Annotated in this window: 15 protein-coding genes; 7 read left to right on the plus strand and 8 right to left on the minus strand. The window is 65.5% G+C overall.

The features are described 5' to 3' along the window. Positions 1-19: 19 nt before the first annotated feature. Positions 20-6,322, minus strand: coding sequence for a kinesin (locus FJ430_RS19625; protein ID WP_140708647.1), 6,303 nt, complete (start codon positions 6,320-6,322; stop codon positions 20-22). Between the two features lie 301 nt (positions 6,323-6,623). On the opposite strand from FJ430_RS19625, the gene FJ430_RS19630 reads away from it, so the two are divergent. The 3 genes from FJ430_RS19630 to FJ430_RS19640 all read left to right on the plus strand — a co-directional run bounded on the left by FJ430_RS19630 (position 6,624) and on the right by FJ430_RS19640 (position 8,627). Continuing rightward, positions 6,624-6,992, plus strand: coding sequence for an Hpt domain-containing protein (locus tag FJ430_RS19630; protein WP_140708649.1), 369 nt, complete (start codon positions 6,624-6,626; stop codon positions 6,990-6,992). A 192-nt stretch (positions 6,993-7,184) separates the two neighbouring features. Continuing rightward, positions 7,185-7,505, plus strand: coding sequence for a 2Fe-2S iron-sulfur cluster-binding protein (locus FJ430_RS19635; protein ID WP_140642970.1), 321 nt, complete (start codon positions 7,185-7,187; stop codon positions 7,503-7,505). A 90-nt stretch (positions 7,506-7,595) separates the two neighbouring features. After that, entirely contained in the window at positions 7,596-8,627 is a 1,032-nt protein-coding gene (locus FJ430_RS19640; RefSeq protein ID WP_140708651.1) for an NAD(P)/FAD-dependent oxidoreductase, read from the plus strand. A 60-nt stretch (positions 8,628-8,687) separates the two neighbouring features. Here the strand turns inward: FJ430_RS19640 and FJ430_RS19645 are convergent, their stop codons facing one another. Together FJ430_RS19645 and FJ430_RS19650 are read right to left on the minus strand one after the other, a co-directional pair. Then, on the minus strand, positions 8,688-10,172 hold the full coding sequence (locus FJ430_RS19645; protein ID WP_140708653.1) for an MDR family MFS transporter: 1,485 nt from the start codon (positions 10,170-10,172) through the stop codon (positions 8,688-8,690). A gap of 224 nt (positions 10,173-10,396) precedes the next feature. Continuing rightward, positions 10,397-11,017 carry a DUF922 domain-containing Zn-dependent protease gene (locus FJ430_RS19650; RefSeq protein WP_181175519.1) on the minus strand — a complete coding sequence of 207 codons (621 nt, stop codon included), beginning with the start codon at positions 11,015-11,017 and terminating at the stop codon, positions 10,397-10,399. Between the two features lie 84 nt (positions 11,018-11,101). On the opposite strand from FJ430_RS19650, the gene folP reads away from it, so the two are divergent. The 3 genes from folP to folK are packed head-to-tail and all read left to right on the plus strand — an operon-like array spanning position 11,102 to position 12,814. Next, on the plus strand, positions 11,102-11,956 hold the full coding sequence (gene folP / locus FJ430_RS19655) for a dihydropteroate synthase (protein ID WP_140708657.1): 855 nt from the start codon (positions 11,102-11,104) through the stop codon (positions 11,954-11,956). A 2-nt stretch (positions 11,957-11,958) separates the two neighbouring features. Then, entirely contained in the window at positions 11,959-12,318 is a 360-nt protein-coding gene (gene folB, locus FJ430_RS19660) for a dihydroneopterin aldolase (RefSeq protein ID WP_140642958.1), read from the plus strand. Further along, entirely contained in the window at positions 12,302-12,814 is a 513-nt protein-coding gene (gene folK / locus FJ430_RS19665) for a 2-amino-4-hydroxy-6-hydroxymethyldihydropteridine diphosphokinase (RefSeq protein WP_140708659.1), read from the plus strand. The genes folB and folK overlap by 17 nt, the downstream gene beginning before the upstream one ends. A 10-nt stretch (positions 12,815-12,824) precedes the next feature. Here the strand turns inward: folK and FJ430_RS19670 are convergent, their stop codons facing one another. After that, positions 12,825-13,373, minus strand: a complete 549-nt coding sequence (locus FJ430_RS19670; protein ID WP_140708661.1) for a DUF924 family protein — start codon at positions 13,371-13,373, stop codon at positions 12,825-12,827. Between the two features lie 10 nt (positions 13,374-13,383). Beyond that, on the minus strand, positions 13,384-15,219 hold the full coding sequence (locus FJ430_RS19675) for a monovalent cation:proton antiporter-2 (CPA2) family protein (protein WP_140708663.1): 1,836 nt from the start codon (positions 15,217-15,219) through the stop codon (positions 13,384-13,386). Between the two features lie 367 nt (positions 15,220-15,586). Between FJ430_RS19675 and FJ430_RS19680 the strand changes: the two genes are divergently transcribed. Continuing rightward, a complete protein-coding gene (locus FJ430_RS19680; protein WP_040982305.1) occupies positions 15,587-15,853 on the plus strand; it encodes a hypothetical protein in 267 nt (88 codons plus the stop codon). A gap of 74 nt (positions 15,854-15,927) precedes the next feature. Here the strand turns inward: FJ430_RS19680 and FJ430_RS19685 are convergent, their stop codons facing one another. The 3 genes from FJ430_RS19685 to FJ430_RS19695 all read right to left on the minus strand — a co-directional run bounded on the left by FJ430_RS19685 (position 15,928) and on the right by FJ430_RS19695 (position 19,132). Continuing rightward, the gene (locus FJ430_RS19685; RefSeq protein WP_181175520.1) at positions 15,928-16,482 is read right to left on the minus strand and encodes a hypothetical protein; all 555 of its coding nucleotides are present in this window, start codon (positions 16,480-16,482) and stop codon (positions 15,928-15,930) included. Between the two features lie 86 nt (positions 16,483-16,568). Beyond that, positions 16,569-17,663 carry a YcjF family protein gene (locus tag FJ430_RS19690; RefSeq protein ID WP_140708665.1) on the minus strand — a complete coding sequence of 365 codons (1,095 nt, stop codon included), beginning with the start codon at positions 17,661-17,663 and terminating at the stop codon, positions 16,569-16,571. Further along, positions 17,660-19,132, minus strand: coding sequence for a YcjX family protein (locus FJ430_RS19695; protein ID WP_140708667.1), 1,473 nt, complete (start codon positions 19,130-19,132; stop codon positions 17,660-17,662). Before FJ430_RS19695 ends, FJ430_RS19690 begins: the two co-directional genes overlap by 4 nt. Positions 19,133-19,148: the final 16 nt, after the last annotated feature.

The following is a 19,148-nucleotide window of genomic DNA, read 5'->3' on the forward strand; positions in this document are numbered from 1 at the left end:
TTCAGTCCGCCGATCGGCTTCAGTGCAGGCGACCGCTGGCGTGGGCCAGCATGGTGTAGACCTTGCCGGTGTCGGACGTCAGATAGGTCTGCGCCATGATGTTGTCGCGGTCGTTGCGCGAGACATCCTTGAGCAGCTTCTCGAAATCCTCGCAGTAGCGATCGACCGCGGCGCGGAATTCCGCCTCTGCCTGGTACTTGCGACGGATCTCGTCAAAAGTCTGCTGGCCCTTCAGCGTGTAGAGGCGGCGCGTGAAGACGTCGCGCTCGCCGCGCCGGTAGCGGTTCCAAAGCTCGATCGAAGCGTCATGGTCGATGGCGCGGGCGATGTCGACGGAGAGCGAATTGAGCGACTCCATGACATGCAGCGGCGAGCGCTGGGCAGGGGTCGCGCGCGGCGCTTCCGCCGGCGCTGCCGGCCGCAGCTCCTCCTCGCGCGAAGCGTTGGTCAGGAGATCGCGCACCCAGCCGCCCTGCGGCGTCTTGCTGTTCGGGTCGCGGCGCGGCGCCTCGGCAGGACGTTCGAGGTCGAGCGTGCCGCGCAGCGTGGTCTCGGCGAGCGGTGCCTGAGGGGCGCGAGCCGTGGGCTGCGGCTGGGGCTGAGGGGCCGGCGGACGGCGCAGCGGCGGCTCGGCGGCGCGGGCCGGCGCCTGCGGAGCAGGCCGCAGACCGCGCGGTTCGCCCTGTTCGCTGCTGCCGCTGCGGCCGGATTTCGCAACGATATCCGACAGTTCCTTGAGCGCATTGATCTGCTCGGCGACGGCGCGACGGATGGCCGAGGTCGATTCCTTGGCCTCTTCCGGCATCTCGATGACGCCCTTCTTCAGCTCGGCGCGGGTCAGGTCGAGCTCGCTCTTGATCGAGCCCGCGGTGCGGCGCATCTCCTCGGTCGCGTCGGCAAAGCGACGCGTCGCCGAATCGACAACCTCGGCGATGGCGGTGCGGATCTTTTCCGCCGATTCCATCGTGCGGCCCTCCGCGGTCTGCATCGTCTGGCCGACGAGGCTTTCGAAGGAACGCATCACCTTCTCGAGGTCTTCCGACTTCTTGACCAGGCCGACGGCGAGGTCTTCCAGCGAGGACTGACGCTCCAGCGTGTGCTCGAGATTGCTCTGCGCGGAGCTGAGCAGGTTAGAGGCGCTGGAGAGCAGGCGGCTGTGCTCGTCGAACTTGGTCGCGATCGAGGCCACCTCACGCAGCGTTGCCGAGGACAGATCGGTGAGCCGCGTCGTGTTGGAATCGACGAGACGCGCGGAGCTGGCGAAGGTCTGGGCGGCCTTCTCCGTGGTCGTGGCGAAGCTCTGCGTGCTGCCGGAGAGCCGCTCCTCGACCTGGCCGAGGTTGACGGCAGCCTGCTCGATCAGCTGGCCGAGCTGCGCGCTGGAGGTCGTCATGCGGCCGATGAGATCGGCCACGCTGTCGGCAAGCGAGGAACGCGCGCCTTCGACGGCCGACAGGGTCTCGGCCGTGCGGTTGGCCAGCGCGTTGACGAGGTTCGTGTTCTCGCTGCGCAGCTTCTCGGCCGCCCGTTCGGTGACCTCTTCCATGCTGCGCTGCAGTTCGGAGCCGCCCTGGGCGAAGCGCTCGACCAGCGGCTTGGCCGTCTCGTCGAGGATTTTCGCCATCTCGGCCGAACGCGCCGCCAGCATTGTGTTGAGCTCGCGGGTGTTGGCGCCGATCGTGCGCGCGGCCTCGTTGGTGCTCTGGCCGATATGCTGGCCGACCGCCGTGAAGGTCTCGGCGATGACATTGGCGCGCGAGATGAGCTGGGCCTCGGCGCTGGAGACCTGCTCGTTGAGCTTCTGGCCCATGGTCTCGGCGGTGTAGGCGAGGCGGTTTTCCACGCTCGCGACCTGGTCCTCGACACGGGCGGCCGCGGCAGAGGCGCTTGCGGCCAGCCGCTCGTCGGCGCCGGCCAGCGCCTGCTCGATCTCGCGGGCATGCACGGCAAGCTCCTGGCCGGTCTGGCGGGCGCGGTCTGCGACACGCTGCTCGGTGGCGGCGAAGGCGCTGACGATCGTGTCGGCATGCTCGCCGATGGTCGAGCTGCTCGAGGCAATGCGCGACACCAGGCGGTTGTCGGCGTCGTCGAAGATGCGGCCGATCTCGCCGGCGCGGGCGGAAAGCGCTTCCGAACCCTCGGCAATGCGCGACATGAGCTGCTGGTCGGCGCTGTCGAAGATGCGGCCGAGATCGGAGGCGCGGGCGGCCAGCGCTTCGGCCGATTCCGTGATGCGCATCGACAGCCGCTCGTCGGCGCCCTCGAAGTTGCGCAGGATGTCGCCGGCGCGGGCGGCCAGCGACTGCGCCGTTTCGACGGCGCGGGCAACCAGCTTCTGGTCGGCCGTGTCGAAGGTGTTGGCGATCTCGCCGGCGCGCGTCGCCAGCTTGTCCGCGGTTTCCTCGGCGCGGGCCATCATCGCGCTCGACGCATCGTCAGCGCGCGCCATCAGCATGTTGGACGTATCCTGGGCGCGCTCATGCAGGCGGCGGTCCGCCGCCTCGAAGGCCTGGGCGATGTCCTCGGCCCTGGAAAGCAGCGCGGCGGACGTCTGCTCGGCGCGTTCGGCGATCTTGCGGTCCGCGTCGCTGAAGGCAGCACCTGCCTGCTCATGCAGGGCACTGGTGACTTCCATGACCTTGTCGCGCAACGCGCCAGCCACGAACACGGCGGTCTTTTCCAGCACGCCGCGGACATTGTCGACGCCGGTCGACAGCGCGCGCTCCATGGTGCCGGCGCGTTCTTCGATCACACCGGTCTGCCGGCTGAAGGCCTGCTCGATCTTCTCGACGTCGGCGGCAATCGCCGCCGAGATGTCGCTGCTCCTGGCGGCGATCTGGTCGATATGCCCGGAAACCGAACGATCGACGTCCTTGCGCGCGTCGGCGAGCTTGACGAGATCGTCCTCCAGGGCCCTGGCAAGCATGTCGCGGCCCTCGGACAGCTTGCCGACATGGCCGGCGATGACGTCGTCGATCTCCGAGCGGCTCTCGGTCAGCTTCTGGAGGTCGGCTTCGAGGGCGCGCCTGAGGATATCGCGGCCTTCGGCGAGCTTCTCGACCTGGCCGGCGACAAGGCCGTCGATGCCGGAACGGCTCTCGGCGAGCTTGGCGAGGTCGGCTTCAAGCGCGCGCGTGAGGATGTCGCGGCCTTCCGAAAGCTTCTCGACCTGGCCAGCGACGAGGCCGTCGATCGAGGCGCGGCTCTCGGCCAGCTTGGCGAGGTCGGCTTCCAGCGCGCGCTTGAGGATGTCACGGCCCTCGGCGAGCTTCTCGACCTGGCCGGACACCAGGCCGTCGATGCCGGCGCGGCTCTCGGCGAGCTTGGCAAGATCGTCCTCAAGCGCCTTGGACAACGACGTGCGGTTCTGCGACAGCTGGTCGGCATGGGTCTGCATGAGGCCGCTGGCATTGGCCATATCGGCTTCGAGCGCACGCGAAAGCTCGGCGCGGTGGTCGGTGATCTTCTGCGAATGATCGACGATCGCGCCCTGGATGGTGTTGAGGTCGGCTTCCAGCGCGCGCTTGAGGATATCGCGGCCCTCGGCGAGCTTCTCGACCTGGCCGGCGACCAGCCCATCGATGCTGGAGCGGCTTTCGGCCAGCTTGGCGAGATCGTCCTCCAGCGACTTCGACAGCACCGAACGGTCCTGGACGAGCCTGTTCTGGTGGTCGGCGATGGCGCCGCTCACATTCTGGAGGTCGTCCTGCAGAGCCCTCGACAAGGTCGAGCGATCCTGCGCGAGCCTGTCCTGGTGATCGGCGATGGCGCCGCTGACGGCTTGGAGGTCGGCTTCGAGCGCTTTCGACAGCTGCGAGCGATCTTCCAGCACCTTGTCCGAATGTCCCGCAATGGCACCCTTGATGGTGTTGAGGTCGGCCTCCAGGGCGCGCTTGAGGATATCGCGGCCTTCGGCGAGCTTCTCGACCTGGCCGGCGACAAGACCGTCGATCGAGGCGCGGCTTTCGGCCAGCTTGGCGAGGTCGGCTTCCAGCGTCTGCGAAAGCAGGCCGCGGTCATCGGCGAGCTTGCCGGCGTGGCTGTCGATGAGGCCGCGGATGCCGCTCAGATCGTTTTCAAGCGCGCGGCTGAGTTCGCCGCGGTCCTCGGCGAGCTTGCTCGAGTGCGTCTCGATCAGGGTCCTGATGCCGATGATGTCGGTTTCGAGCGCTTTGGCGAGCACGGCGCGACCTTCGGCGATCTTCTCGACCTGACCGGCGACAATGCCGTCGATCGAGGCGCGGCTGTCCTGCAACTTGCCGAGATCGGCCTCCAGGGCGCGTGCCAGGATGTTGCGGCCCTCGGCCAGCTTCCCGACATGGCCGGCGACCATTTCGTCAATCATTGTACGGGCTTGGACGAGTCTGCCGGAGTCTTCGTTCAAGGCCTGAGACAAGCGATTGCGGCCTTCCTCGAGCTGCTCCAGATGGCCGCCCAGCGACGCATCGATAGCTGCGCGCGACTCGTTGACCTTGCGCAGATCTTCTTCGAGCGCGCGCGAGATCAGGCCGCGGCCTTCCGCCAGCTTCTGCACCTGGTTGGTGACGGCGGAATCGATCGCCGCGCGGCTTTCGGCGAATTTCGCCAGGTCCGCCTGCATGGCGGTGGCCATGCGTTCGCGGCTCTCCGAGAGCGCGCGGCTGTGGTTCTCGACCGCTTCCTCGATGCCGACACGGGCATTGGCCAGCCGCTGGATGTCGGAATCGAAGGAGCGCGACACCACATGCCGGGCCGCTTCCATGCGCCCGGCGAAGTCGGTGGCGCGGGCTTCGAGCATCGAGGAGGTCGACGAGATGATGTCGGCCATATCGGCGCCGATCTGGGTCTTGCCCTGATCGATCATCGCCGACAGCGTGTCCTTGCTCTCCGCGAAGGCGTGGGCGATTTCCTTCGCGCGCTCCACCATCGTCTCGTTGATCTGGCGGGCGCGCGCTTCGAGGGCGGCATTGAGCTTCTGCGTGCCGGTGTCGAGCGCCTCGGCGCGGGTCTGGAATTCGCTGATCAGCGCCTGGCCGCGCTCGGCCAGCGTCCGTTCGATGCCGCTGAGGCTCGTCTCGAACTCCGAGCTCAAGGTGCGCGCCGCGCCGCCGAGCAGCGAGACCATGCCATTGGTGCGGTCGTCAAGCAGGTCGGTCAGCGAGCGGGTGAGGCCGTCCGTGGTGTCGGTCAGCTTGGCGATACGGGTGTCGAGGAGGCTCGCGAAAGCCTCGCCGGAGGTCGAAAGCCGGTCGGTGATGTTGTCCAGGCGCGATTCGACGGAATCGAAGATCGACGTCGAGCTTTCATTGATGCGATCGATCAGCGTGTCGCCGGAATTGTTGATCGTCATCGACAGCTTGGTCGATGCGTTAAGGATGGAGTCGCGGATGATATCGCTGGCCGAGCCGATCTCGTCGCGCAGCGTCTCGTGAGCGCTGGCAATGGAGGCGCGCACGCGCTCGGCATGGGTGACGACCGCCTCGCGCTCGCTGCCGAGACCATCGACCAGCGAACGGATGCGGGCCTCGTTCTCGGAATAGGAGCGCTCGATCTGGCTGACTTCGCCGTGGACAAGCGTTTCGAGCTCGACCGCGCGGGCCAGGGTACGCTCGATGCCTTCGCCCATGGCCGCCACCTCGCGGCGAACGGCCTGGCCAATCATCATGACACGGTCCTGGGCGAGGTTTTCGGGCTCCGCCAGGCGGAAGGCGACCTCGGTCATGGATTGCGCGGCGATGCGCATTTCCTGCGCGCGCCGGATCATGGTGGCGAACGCCCAGAACAGGATGACCGGAACGATCGCGGCAACCGCCAGGCCAATCAGCTCGGGACGGGCGAAGAACTGGTCGAAGGTGCGGATCTTCCAGATGCCGGGGCCGAACAACAGGTTGGCCAGGCCGCCGGCGCCGGCGATCCAGGCCAGCGAGATAAAGGCGATCACCCAGTAGACGGTGCTCGACGCACGGCGGTTGAGGCTGTGCAGCAGCGTCTTGTAGTCTTTCTGGCGGTCGTCATTGGCGGGCGTGAAGCCGGCGGGAGGCGTAAGGCCGGACGGGTGCCCATTACGCGGCTCGACCGGGCGCAACTCGGCCGGCTTGGCCGCGGGCGCCCTGGGAGACTGGGGGTTGGCAGGCTGGGGATTGTTTGCCGGCTCCGTCCTCTGGCTGCGGCCTTCGCGCGCCAGTTCATCGGCCGCCGCCGAAATCTGCGCTTCGAGATCCTCCATCGACGCCGCCATATCGAGGCCGCCGTCGTCGCCGTTAAGGTCAAGGTCAAGCGCCTTTTCCAGTTCCGCGGCTACGTCATTCTCGAGAGACTTGGTCGTCGTTGGTTTCTTAGCCATGCCTTCGCTACCCTGTACTAGCTGCCGCGGGACTTATGATTTTGGCCTGATTCTGGCCCGATTCTGGCTTGTCTATCCCGAGCAGGAGGCTGAAAAATGGACCTTCGTATCGTAATGACACACAGGGGTAAAGAAAACATGCATTCCGGGCGATACGTAAAACTTTAAATATAAGGTTAACGGAGACGTGATCCGGCTGCCTCCGTGACAACATTTTTCCCCTGCAATCGTTAACCCGTTGGCGACCGGAAGCGCCTATTTTCCTGGGCCCGTCTGCCCGCTTGATGGAGTTGCAGTGCGTATGCGTGGCGAAAGTGGTATTGCGTTTTCCATGCCGGGGGGAGATGCCTCCGGAACGGCCGGAGCCCGGCCGGTCGACCTCGGCCATCTGGCGCGCCAGACGATGGGCGACCGTGACCTCGAACGGGAAGTGCTGGCGCTGTTCGTGCACCAGTCGCTGTCCGTCCGCGACCAGATCGCGGATGCCGACGCCAGGCAAAGGGTGCTTCTGGCGCATGGCCTGAAAGGCTCGGCGCGCGGCATCGGCGCCTTTGCGGTGGCCGATTGCGCGGCGATCATCGAAAGGCAGCCGGAAGACGTCCGGGCGCTCAAGCGGCTCGGCACGCTGATCGAGGAAGTGCGCGACTTCATCGCCGGCATCAGCCGCTAGAGCCGGATGATTTCTGAATCCGTCCCTAGATCAAAGAGATAGAGCATGATGTCGCCCGAAAACCGCTTCACACTTTTCGGCATCATGCTCTAGCACTATCTTTCTGAAAAACGTCATTTCGTGGCGCTTTCGCGCCGCAGTTGACTTGTCCGGTAGAGTGATTATCTCGGCTGCGACTCCTCAGGTGACTTAATGACCAAGCTGACTTACATCGCCCATGACGGGACCCGATTTGACGTGGAAGCCGAAAACGGCTCGACGGTGATGGAAAACGCGATCCGCAACGCGGTTCCGGGCATCGAAGCCGAATGCGGCGGCGCCTGTGCCTGCGCGACCTGCCATGTCTATGTCGACGAAGCATGGACGGCAGAGGTCGGCGAGCCGGAGGCGATGGAGGAGGACATGCTGGACTTCGCCTATGAGGTCCAGCCAAACTCGCGCCTCTCCTGCCAGATCAAGGTGCGCGACGCGCTGGACGGGCTGATCGTTCGGGTCCCCGAACGCCAGGGTTAAGCCGATTTTCCAATTTTCTTTCGCGCTGGCTGCTTGGCAGCAGCCGATAGGTCATGCAGTCTCGCTTCATTCCCAATTGGGGCGCAGCGCATGAGCGAGACCATCAAGACGGACGTTCTTATTGTCGGGGCAGGGCCGGTCGGCCTGTTTGCCGTGTTCGAGCTCGGCCTGCTCGACATGAAATGCCACCTCATCGACATTCTCGACCGTCCGGGCGGGCAATGCGCGGAGCTCTATCCGGAAAAGCCGATCTACGACATTCCCGGCTGGCCGACGATCTCCGCGCAAGGCCTGGTCGACAAGCTCATGGAGCAGATCCATCCGTTCAAGCCGGACTTCACCTTCAACCGCATGGTGTCGAGCCTGGAAAAGCTCGAGGACGGAACCTTTCGCGTCGCGACCGACGAAGGCGAGATGTTCGAAGCCAAGGTAGTGGTGGTCGCCGCCGGCGGCGGCTCGTTCCAGCCCAAGCGTCCGCCCATTCCAGGCATCGAGGCCTATGAAGGCAGGAGCGTGTTCTATTCCGTCCGGCGCATGGAGGAATTCCGCGGCCATGACCTCGTCATCGTCGGCGGCGGCGATTCGGCGCTCGACTGGACGCTCAACCTGCAGCCGATCGCCAAAAGCGTGACGCTGGTGCATCGCCGTCCGGAATTCCGGGCCGCGCCCGACAGCGTCAACAAGATGTATGCCATGCAGGAGATGAAGCAGCTCGAATTCCTGGTCGGCCAGGTCAGCGGCCTTGCCGGCGCCGACGGCCAGCTTGCGTCGGCAACCATCAAGGGCGGCCCGGACGGCGACGTCGAGGTGCCGTGCACCCGCATGCTGCCATTCTTCGGCCTCACCATGAAGCTCGGGCCGATCGCCGAATGGGGCCTTAACCTGCACGAGAACCTGATCCCGGTGGACACCGAGAAGTTTCAGACGTCGATCCCGGGCATCTTCGCCGTCGGCGACATCAACTGGTACCCCGGCAAGCTGAAGCTGATCCTGTCAGGCTTCCACGAGGTGGCGCTGATGGCGCAGGCCGCCAAGCGCATCGTCAGCCCGGGCGAGCGGATCGTTTTCCAGTATACGACCTCGTCGACCAGTTTGCAGAAGAAGCTCGGCGTCCACGACTAAGCGCGTATTGATATTCTGGTGACGCCGGCCTGCGAACGGCAGCACCTTGAATCTCAACACCTATTCCGCAAGCACGGGCGCGGCGTGCTCGTCGCGGCCGCGCAGTTCCTTTTCCGGCATCAGGAAGAGCACGACAAGCGCCAGAACGAGCATGATGCCGGCGGCGACGAAAATCATCACGAACGGCAACGCCGATGCCAGCTGGATATGCGTCTGCGAGCCTTCGGCGGAGAGCGGCAGGCCGTAGCCGAGCGCGACGGCGCCAAGCAAAGCGACACCGAGCGCGCCGCCCAGCGTGCGCAGGAAGGTCAGCACGCCTGTCGCGACCCCCAGATGCGCGCGATCGACGGCATTCTGGACCGAGACGGTGGCGACCGGGAATGTCGTGCCGCTGCCCAGGCCGATCAGAGTGGTCAGGATTTCCACCTCGAGCAGCGAGGCGTGTTCCGCAATGGCACTGAGCACGCCAATGCAGACGATGGCCAGGCTGACGCCGATCATGGCGATGCGCTTGTAGTGAACGAAGCGCGGGATCGTGCGACCGCTGAAGGTCGCGCCGGCGACCGTGCCCAGCAAGAGGCCGAGCATCGCGGTGCCGGATTCGCTGACCGAAAGCCCGACGACCGATTGCAGATAGACCGGCAGGTATACCGACGCGCCGATGTTGGCGGCTTGCAGCAGGAACATCGATATTGTGCCGGCGAGCACGATCGGGTTGCTCAGGACTTCGAGCGAGATCAAAGGCTCGGCCGCCTTGAGCACCCTCAACGCGAAGAAGGCCCAGAATACCACCGAGCAGGCGACCAGCCCAAGGATTTCGCGGGAGAACCAAGGATAGGCGCTGCCGCCCCAATTGAGCGCCAGGAGCAGCAGCGACGTGGCGATAACCAGCAGCACCGCGCCCAGGCCGTCGATGCGGTGGTTCTTGGCCGCGATCGGCAGCTTCCTCAGCGGGTTGTTGATGATGGCCATGGCCAGGAAGCCGATCGGCAGGTTGATCCAGAAGATCAGCGACCAGTGCAAATGTTCGGCGAATACGCCGCCGAGCAGCGGGCCGGCGACGCTGGCGACCGCCCAGGTTCCGGAGATCCAGGCCGCATAACGCGCTCGCTCGCGCGGCGGCACGAGATCGCCGATGACCGTCTGGGCGAGCGCGAAGAGACCGCCGCCGCCGGCGCCCTGGATGGCGCGGCCGATGACCAGCACCAGCATGTTGGGCGCGAGCGCGCTGACCAGCGACCCGAGCAGGAAGACGAGGATGGCGGCGTAGATGACGGGGCGGCGTCCGTAGACGTCGGAAATCTTGCCGTAGAGCGGCGCCATCGCGGTCGCGGTCAAGAGATAGCCGGTGACGATCCACGGCAGATACTCGGCGTGGCCGAGCGCGCGCGCGATCGTCGGCAGGGCAGGGGCTACGATGGTCTGATCAAGGGCCGCCAGCAACATCGACAACAGCACGCCGCCGATGATGGCATTTTTCTCGCTCTCGCTCATCGTCGGCGCGGCTTTCGGCGCCATCGCCTGGTTCTCGACGGTCTGGTCCATGCGTCATTCTTTCAAAGGCTGATGCTCAGTGCGCCAAAACGGCTGCGGCCGACCCGTCGTGCCTGGCGTCTGTCATTTCTCTTCACCGTTCGAGGCCCCGGGGGGCTGCTTCGAACCCGCTATATGTCGTTCGATATAGGCCGATTTCGACCGCCGCTCGAAAGTTTTTCCAGTCTGGCACCATGCTTGGGCGAAATTGGCCCGGGATGGGGCTGGCTCTCAAGTCAAGGCGGCGGCAGTTGGCCGGCTTCGACGCGCTCCATGCGGTAGCGCATCAGCCGAAGGATGCGGCTTTCGAAATTGACGCTCTCGACGCGGTCGAAGCGCAACTGGTCCTGATCGTGCCTGGCGAGCTCGGCTGCCTGGATCGCGGCGGCCTTCGCCTTCGCCTGTTCGCAAGTCTTCTGCACGGGGGCGGCCTTCAGCGCATCCTCGAGCGCGCGCGCATAATTCTTGGCGATCTCGACATGGCGCTCCTCATGCCGCTTGATGTCGGCCGACAGCGTGTCCCAGAACAGCCTGACGTCGGGATCGGCTTTGCGCGGGCGCCGCCATTCGGGAAGGATCACCTTGACCTTCACGGTGACGGCGGCATCGGTGATGCGGCAAGAGTCCGCGCCCTGCGCGTAGCTGATGCGGGTGGTGAAGGCCATCTGCGTGGCGCCTGGATGCCGCGAGCCGGTGCTCTTCACCTTGGGGCCGTTTCTCGACAGCTGGTTCTGGATATCGTCGAGCGTGCGGCCGCCGACGCTGAAATAGCTGTAGGTCTTGACCAGGTTGGCCGCGCCCGCCGGCATGGCGGTCAAAGCGAGCATCAGGGCGCAGAGAAGGGATCGGTTCATCATATTGCCTCTTCGCGCACCTTGCTTTAGGGCCGTCGCCAGCGCAACGGAATTGATTTCGCGCGGATCACGCATGGTTGATGGATGATGACGACAAAGCGATGGCAGCTGGCGCATGGGCGCTATCTCGACCTCGGTCCGAAGGCGGTCGTCGTCGGCATCCTGAACGTCACGCCCGACAGTTTTTCGGACGGCGGCCTGTTCATCGCGCCTGAAAAGGCGCTGGAGCAGGCGCGCCGTATGGTGAAGGAGGGCGCCGCCGTCATAGACGTCGGCGGAGAGTCGACGCGGCCGGGTTTCGCCCCGATCACGGCCGAGGAAGAGCAGGCGCGCGTGCTGCCCATCATCTCGGCGCTCGCCGCTTCCGGCGAGGCGCTGATCTCGGTCGACACATATCGCGAGGAAACCGCGCGGCTTGGCGTCGCCGCCGGCGCCCATATCGTCAACGACGTCTGGGGGCTGCAGCGCGAGCCGGGCATCGCGCGCGTCGCCGCCGAGACCGGGGCCGGGCTCGTCATCATGCATACCGGGCGCGAACGGCACAAATTGCCCGACGTGATCGAGGATCAGTTGCTTTTCTTGCGCAGATCGCTGGAGATCGCGCGCGCCGGCAATGTCGCCGACAGCCAGATCGTGCTCGATGCCGGCTTCGGCTTCGCCAAGGAAACGGCGGAGGAAAACCTCGACCTGATGGCGCGATTTTCCGAGCTCCGGGCGCTCGGCTACCCGTTGATGGCCGGAACCTCGCGCAAGCGCTTCATCGGCGCCGCGACCGGGCGCGAGCCCGCCGAACGGGCAGCCGGCACGGCTGCCACCAGCGTCATCCTGCGCTTGAAGGGAGCCGACCTGTTTCGCGTCCACGATGTCGCAATCAACGTGGATGCGCTGGCGGTGACCGATGCTATGCTTCAACGCGAAACCGAGCTTCCTCCCGGACACTGATCATGTACGTCATCCGTATGAAGAACTGCGCCTTCTTCGCCCGCCACGGCGTGCTGGACGAGGAGGAGACGCTTGGCCAGCGTTTCTATGTCGATGCCGAGCTGACGGTCGAGCCCAGCCGTCCGCTGACGGAGGATTCCATCGAGGATACCGTCAATTACGGCGTCGCCTTCGCGGTCATCGAGAAGATCGTGACCGGACATCGCCGCTTCCTGATCGAGGCGCTGGCGCTGGAGGTCGCGAAGGCGCTGACGGCCAGGTTTTCGCAGATCAGGAAGGCCGAGATCACCGTGCGCAAACCAAACGCGCCGGTGCCCGGCGTGCTCGATTATGTCGAGGTGACCGTTGTCTGGCCAGAATAGCGCTGTCTACCTCAGTCTCGGCGGCAACCTCGGCGAGCCGGCGAAGTCCATGGGCGCGGCATTGCGCATACTGGACGGCGACGACGCGACGCGCGTCACCGCCGTCTCCTCGCTTTATCGCACGCCGCCTTGGGGCAAGCTCGACCAGCCGGATTTCCTCAATGCCGCCGCCGCGATCGAGACGGCTCTCTCGCCGCGCGCGCTGCTCGACCTTTGCCTCGACGTCGAGAGGCGGTTGAAGCGCGTGCGCGAGGAGCGCTGGGGGCCGCGCCTCATCGATATAGACATCCTGGTGTTCGGCGACCGCGTGATCCACGAGACCGGGCTCGAAGTGCCGCATCCGCGCATGCTGGAACGCGCCTTCGTGCTGGCGCCGCTGGCCGAGATCGCGCCAGGGCTTTCGGTCGGCGGCAGGAGCGTGGCGGAACGGCTCGGCGCCGTCGATATTTCCGGTATCGAGCGGCTGCCGTCCGGCCGCGAATGGTGGCTTGGGTAAAACCGACTGGTTAGCCGGAAAAACCGCCGCCGTCCAAAAATGCCTGCTCCTCGGCGGTCGTCGCGCGGCCAAGCATGCGGTTGCGGTGCGGAAAGCGACCGAAGCGCCGGATGATCTCCAGATGCTCATCGGCGTATTTGAGGTATTCGGGCGCTTTGGCGGTTGTGAGTTGCATTGACCGTTCCTGGTCGGCCAGCAATTCGGAATGCTCGAACGGCAGATAGAGGAAAACGCGAAGCGATTCTTCCAGTTCCAGGTCCTGACCGGCGGCGATTGCCTTGTCGGCGAAGTATCTCGCCAGCGGATCGGTCGCGAACATGTGGCCGGTGCCACGGAAGCAGTTGCGCGGGAACTGGTCGAGCAGGATCATCAGCGCCAGCGACCCTTCGGCATGCGCGTTCCATTGGTCGCATTCGCGCCGCGCGGCGGCGTAATGCAGCTCCAAAAAGCGATTGCGGAAATCCGTGTCGAAGGCGTCGTTCTTCTCGAACCAGGCGTCCTCGCCGCCATCGCGCCAGAATTTGGTGACCGAAAGCGCCCACGGATCGAGTTCTGCCATGCGTTGCCCCTCAGTTTTTGGTCTCTGCCTGGTTCAGCACGACGGCCGTTTCCTGGTTCAACGCTCGGCCGGCGCGGCGCGGCTGGGTGAGCGGCGTCGGGATCGGCGTGCCGATATTGCCCTTGAGGAAACGCTGGCCGGCGCGCACGCCCTCGGCCAGTTGCGTCTCGAAGCGCGCTTCGTCGCGGCGCCGCACATCCTCGATGACCTCGGCGACTTCTTCCGGATCGACGCCCAGCGCCTCCAGCGCGGAACCGCCGAAGACCAGCGCCGATTCGAAGGTTTCGCGCAGTTGATAGTCGACGCCGGCCCGCACGAGCTGCAGCGCCGTGCCTCGATCGAAGGCGCGCGCCAGGATGGTGACCAGAGGGAATTCGGCCTTGATCAACTGGGCGATGCGCACGGCGGCGTCCGGCTTGTCGACGCAGATCAGCACGGCGCGGGCGCGCCCGACGCCGGCCGCATGCAGGATGTCCAGCCGCGTGCCGTCGCCGTAATAGACCTTGAAGCCGAAATCGGCCGCGGCCTGGATCATCTCCACCTCGTTGTCGATGATCGAGACGTCCATCCCGCGCAGCAGAAGCGGCTGGCTGGCGATCTGGCCGAAGCGGCCGAAGCCGATGATCAGCACGCTGCCGGTGAGGCCGTCGGCGATGTCGACGCCGTCGAGGGACTGCTCGTCGCGCGGGGTCAGGTAGCGCAGCGCTATGATCGCCAAGGGCGTCAGCACCATGGAGATGATGACGATGGCGGTCAGCGTGGCGTTGGCCTGGCCATCGATGATGCCGACCGCGGCGGCGGACGAATAGAGCACGAAGGCGAACTCGCCGCCCTGCGCCATGAAGACGGCGCGTTCGAGCGCCTCGCGGTGGCTGCTCTTCAGAATGCGCGCGACGGCGTAGATGCCGACCGCCTTCATGACCATGTAGGCGACGACATAGACGGCGACGAGCCGCCAGTTCTGGGCGACGACGCCGAGGTCGAGCGACATGCCGACGGCGAGGAAGAACAGGCCGAGCAGGATGCCGCGGAACGGCTCGATATCGGCTTCGAGCTGGTGGCGGAAGGTCGATTCCGACAGAAGCACGCCGGCAAGGAAGGCGCCCATCGCCATCGACAGGCCGGAGAGCTGCATGGCCAGGGCCGATCCCAGCACCACCAGAAGCGCGGCGGCGGTCATGACTTCGCGGGCGCGGGCGTCGGCCAGGATGCGGAAGAGCGGATTGAGCAAGTAACGGCCGGCCACGACCAGTCCAACGATCGCGGCGATGCCGATGCCGACCTCGGTCAGTCGCTCCGAAAGGCTGGTTTCGGCGCCGCCGGGCGCGAGGAACGCGACCAGCGCCAGCAGCGGCACGATCATCAGGTCTTCGAGCAACAGGATGGAGACGATGCGCTGGCCTTTCGGCGTGGCGATCTCACCGCGCTCCTCGAGCAGCTGCATGACGATCGCCGTCGAGGTCAGCACGAAGCCGGCGCCGGCGACGAAGGACTGCGCGATGGGAAAGCCTCCGGCCAGTCCGACCAGAGTGAGCAGGACAGCGCAGACGCCAACCTGCAAGGCACCCAGGCCGAAAATCTCGCGGCGCAGCCCCCAGAGCCGCGACGGCTGCATTTCCAGGCCGATGATGAACAGGAACATGACGACGCCGAGCTCGGCGACATGGAGGATCGCTTCCGATTCGGAAAAGATGCGCAGGCCGAAGGGGCCGATGACCACGCCGGCGGCGAGGTAGCCGAGGATCGAGCCCAGCCCCATGCGCTTGAAGATCGGCACGGCGACGACGCCCGCGGCGAGCAGCGCCACCACCTGCACCAGATCGCTGCTCGACGCTTCAGCTGCCATGCCTGTCATCCCATTCTCTAAGGCGCGTCCCTCTGAAACGGATTCAGGCGACGCGCTTTAGGTCTTTGATTTGATGCATGTCGTTGTCCCAGAAACCGCTGCACACTTCTGGGCGACATGCATCAGAAGCACTCCTTGCATGCCCCGGGAGCGAGAGGCAAGGGCGCGGAGACTAGCTGGAAGAGCAGGGGCACGCCGCAGGATACGAAGCAGCAGGTTCCGCGCAAACGCCTGTTGCAACCGCGTTACACAAGTTGACACGGCCCGGTCGTTGCGTAACGCCACAATCAGAGGTTATGGCACGTTCGGCTTCGGCCATCGGAGGCAGCGGCGATGGGCGGCTGCCTTTTTTTAGGAGATGATTGATATGAAGAAGTTTTTGCTCGTTGCCGTCGGTGTTGCGGCATTGGCCGGTTCGGCTTGCTCCAAGGGGCCGGAATGCACGCAGGAAATAGCTGCCAAGAAGGCGCAGGACATGGCCGCCGCGCTCCAGGAGGCCATCACCAAGGATCCAAGCAAGGCGGCCGATCTGACCGCCAAGGTGCAGGCCGTGACGACCAAATATCAGGGCGCGACGACACTCGACGAAGCCTGCAAGGCCTATGACGAGCTGACCGCCACCATCAAGGGTTGAGCCAAACCGTCGACAATGCGAGGGCGGTGGTCACGCGGCCGCCGCCCTTTTCTTGCAGATGTTGGCGCGCCGGATCAGTTCTTGGCGATGGCGCCGACTTCGACCGGATCGATGCGCTTCAGGCTCATGCCGATCACCGGCACCAGCTGATTGTTGACGCGCACGGCCACCGTCACGGTCATCGAATTGCCGTCGGGGACACGCGCCTGCATGACGCCGTTCAACTGCTTGCGGTTGATGGTGAAGACGACTTTCTGGGCGTCGACGACATTGCCGCCGACAATGTCCATGCCGCTTTCGGTCGAGCCGCCCATGAAGGTGCCCCTGTAACCATCGCGCCCCTTGCGTTCGACGCTGGCCGACATCTTTTGCGTGAACACGCCGACCCTGCAGCCGCCGTCAAGCGTCATGCCGAGCTTGCTGGCGGGCGTCGAGCCATTGAAATCGCAGGTGAATTTGGTGCCTTTGTACTTGCCGGCGATGATCTCGCCAGGGCCGACCCATCTGCCTTCGACGGAGCGGAAAAACTGCTTGTCCGGCTCTGCGCCAAAGGCCTTTTCCACGAGGCCGAGCGGCGCGGCAATCGCAATGGTGGCAGGCAGGACGCAGGACAGGATTACGCTTCTCATCGACGACACCCGGCACGAAAGAGTCTATTCTTGGGACCGGATTGACCATGCAGAAGATTGGTTAATGCTTCGTCACCCGCAGCGGGTCACGCGTTTACCTTATCGGTCGTCTGGCTGTTCTTTCGCGCCGCGAACGAGGTCAGCGCCGAGAGGAAATCGCCGAGGCCGGGGCGCTTGACGGCGATGAACGGCAAGGGGCGGGCGGTTTCCATCGCGGCGATGCCGATGCGCGCCGTCATCATGCCGTTGACCACGCCTTCGCCGAGCTTTGCCGAGAGTTTTGCGGCCAGGCCATGGCCGACGATCTGCTGCACGAAACTGTCGCCCACCGCGATCGAGCCGGTCACCGCCAGATGCGCGAGCACGCCGCGCGCCAGCCGGAAGAAGCCGAGCGTGCCTGGGCGGCCGCCGTAGAGTTCGGAGAGCCGCCGGATCAGGCGGCCGGCCTCGAACACGACATAGGCGATGTCGACCAGAGCGCGCGGGCTGACGGCCGTGATCAGGGATACGCGCTTCGCGGCCTCGAGGATCATGATTTTCGCGCGGGCATCGAGAGGCGACAGGATCTCGGTCTCGGCAAGCCGCACCAGATTGGCGCCGTCGATGATCTCGCCGCGCAATTCGGCGAGCGAGCGGCGCCCAGCGGCGGTCTCGGGCTTTGCCGCGACGAAGGCCGAGAGTTCGTCGACCAAGGCACGCGCCGCCTTGGGATCGTCGCGCGCCACGGCATCCAGGGCCCGCTTCTGCATCTTTTCGACTTCGGCCAGGCGGGCGATGGCGAGGAATTCGCGGACCAGGATGACGAGCAGCGAGAGCAGCGCAATCGCCGCCATGCCGGCCGCCAGCCAGCCAAGCCATTGGGCGCGCGCGAACAGGTCGCGGATCAGCCGGTCGGCCCACAGGCCGACCGCCAGCGAGACGAGCACGCTCAGAGCACCGAGAAACAGCCGGGCAAGCAGCGAGCGCCTTCTCGGCGCCGTCGCCGGCGGCGGGACGGCAGCCTCGATGTCCGGCTCGTCGAAGACGTCGACCTCCGAGGGGATCACGACCGCCACATCAGCCCGCGCGGCACGTGATCTGCGCGCCGGCGGCTCCTCGGCGACGCGGTTTCGCTGTGGTTGCGGCGGCGCCTCGGTCTCAGGCGCGATGCGGAAGGCCGCCGGTTTGCGGGGCGCGGTCATGCCAGATGGTCTCCGATCAGGAACTGCAGCGCGCGGTCGAGCCGGATATGCGGCAAGGACAGCGTGACGCCTTCGGCGGTGCGTTCGAGTTTCGGTGGGCGGAAACGCACAAAGCGGATCGCCGGTTCGGTGCTGTCGGGCGGCGATCTGGAATTGTCGAACACCGCATCGACCTTTTCCGGCAAATCGCCCGGGAATATGGCGGTTTCGGTCTTTCCATCGAATGTCTCGCCGTTGATCTTCTCGCCCTTCAGCGGGGCGCCGATGATGACGGGCAGCGTCTCGCGGCCCTGCTTCACCGTGCCTTCGCGGGTCGAGCGAACCGCGGCCATGGCGACGACGTCGACGGCGGCGCCGCTGAAATTCGCGCGCGCCACGGCGCGGTCGGTCAGCCGGCGCACGATCGCCTGCAGCCGGTCATGGCTTTCGTGGTGCAGATGGTCCGCCTTGGTCGCGGCGACCAGGATACGGTCGATACGGCGCGAGAAGAAGTCGGTGAGGAAATTACCCCGCCCGGGCCGGAAGCATGACAGGATCTCGGTGACGGCGCGCTCCAGATCGGCCATGGCGGCCGGCCCGGCATTCAGCGCCTGCATGGCGTCGATCAGCACGATCTGCCGGTCGAGGCGGGCGATGTGCTCGCGAAAGAACGGTTTGACGACATGCGTCTTATAGGCCTCGTAGCGGCGTTCCATCATGGCCTGCAGCGATCCGGAGCGCGGCCGGCCTTGCGACAGCGTCATCAGCGGCGCGAAGGTCAGCGCCGGCGAGCCTTCGAGATCGCCCGGCATCAGGAAACGGCCGGGCGGCAGCGTCGACAGCGCGCGTTCGTCGAGCTTGCAGGCCTTGAGATAGGCGGCGAAGCTTTCGGCCAATCGCCGCGCTGCCATCTCGTCGGCGTCGGCATCGGGATCGATGGCGGAGGCCAGTTCGCGCCAGGCCTGCGACAGGTCCGAGCGGACGGGCAGGGCGGCCAGTTCGACCGCCTCGCGCGAAAAGTCGGCAAAGGATTTGCCAAGCAGCGGCAGGTCGAGCAGCCATTCGCCGGGATAGTCGACGATATCGATGGATAGTTTTCCGGCTGAAAACAACCGGTTCCAGCCCGAAGCCGACTCATATTCGATGGTGAGCCGCAGTTCCGAGATGGCGCGCGTGGAGTCCGGCCAGACGCGGTCGTTCACCAAAGCCGCGACATGATCCTCATACTGGAAGCGCGGAACGGCATCGTCCGGCTGCTCCTCGAGGAAGGCACGGGCGATGCGGCCGGATTTCTGCGCTTCGAAGAGCGGCAGGCGTCCGCCATGGATGAGATTGTGAACGAGGGCCGAAATGAACACCGTCTTGCCGGAGCGGGAAAGGCCGGTGACGCCAAGACGCAATGACGGAGAGAAGAGCCCGGCGGCGCGGCCCGACAACGTGTCGAGCGCAATCCTTGCCTCGTCGGTGAAATTGGTCAGCGATGATGCCAAATCGGGTCTCTGGTTG

Origin of the sequence: Mesorhizobium sp. B2-8-5, assembly GCF_006440675.2 — a bacterium.
Taxonomy (GTDB): domain Bacteria; phylum Pseudomonadota; class Alphaproteobacteria; order Rhizobiales; family Rhizobiaceae; genus Mesorhizobium.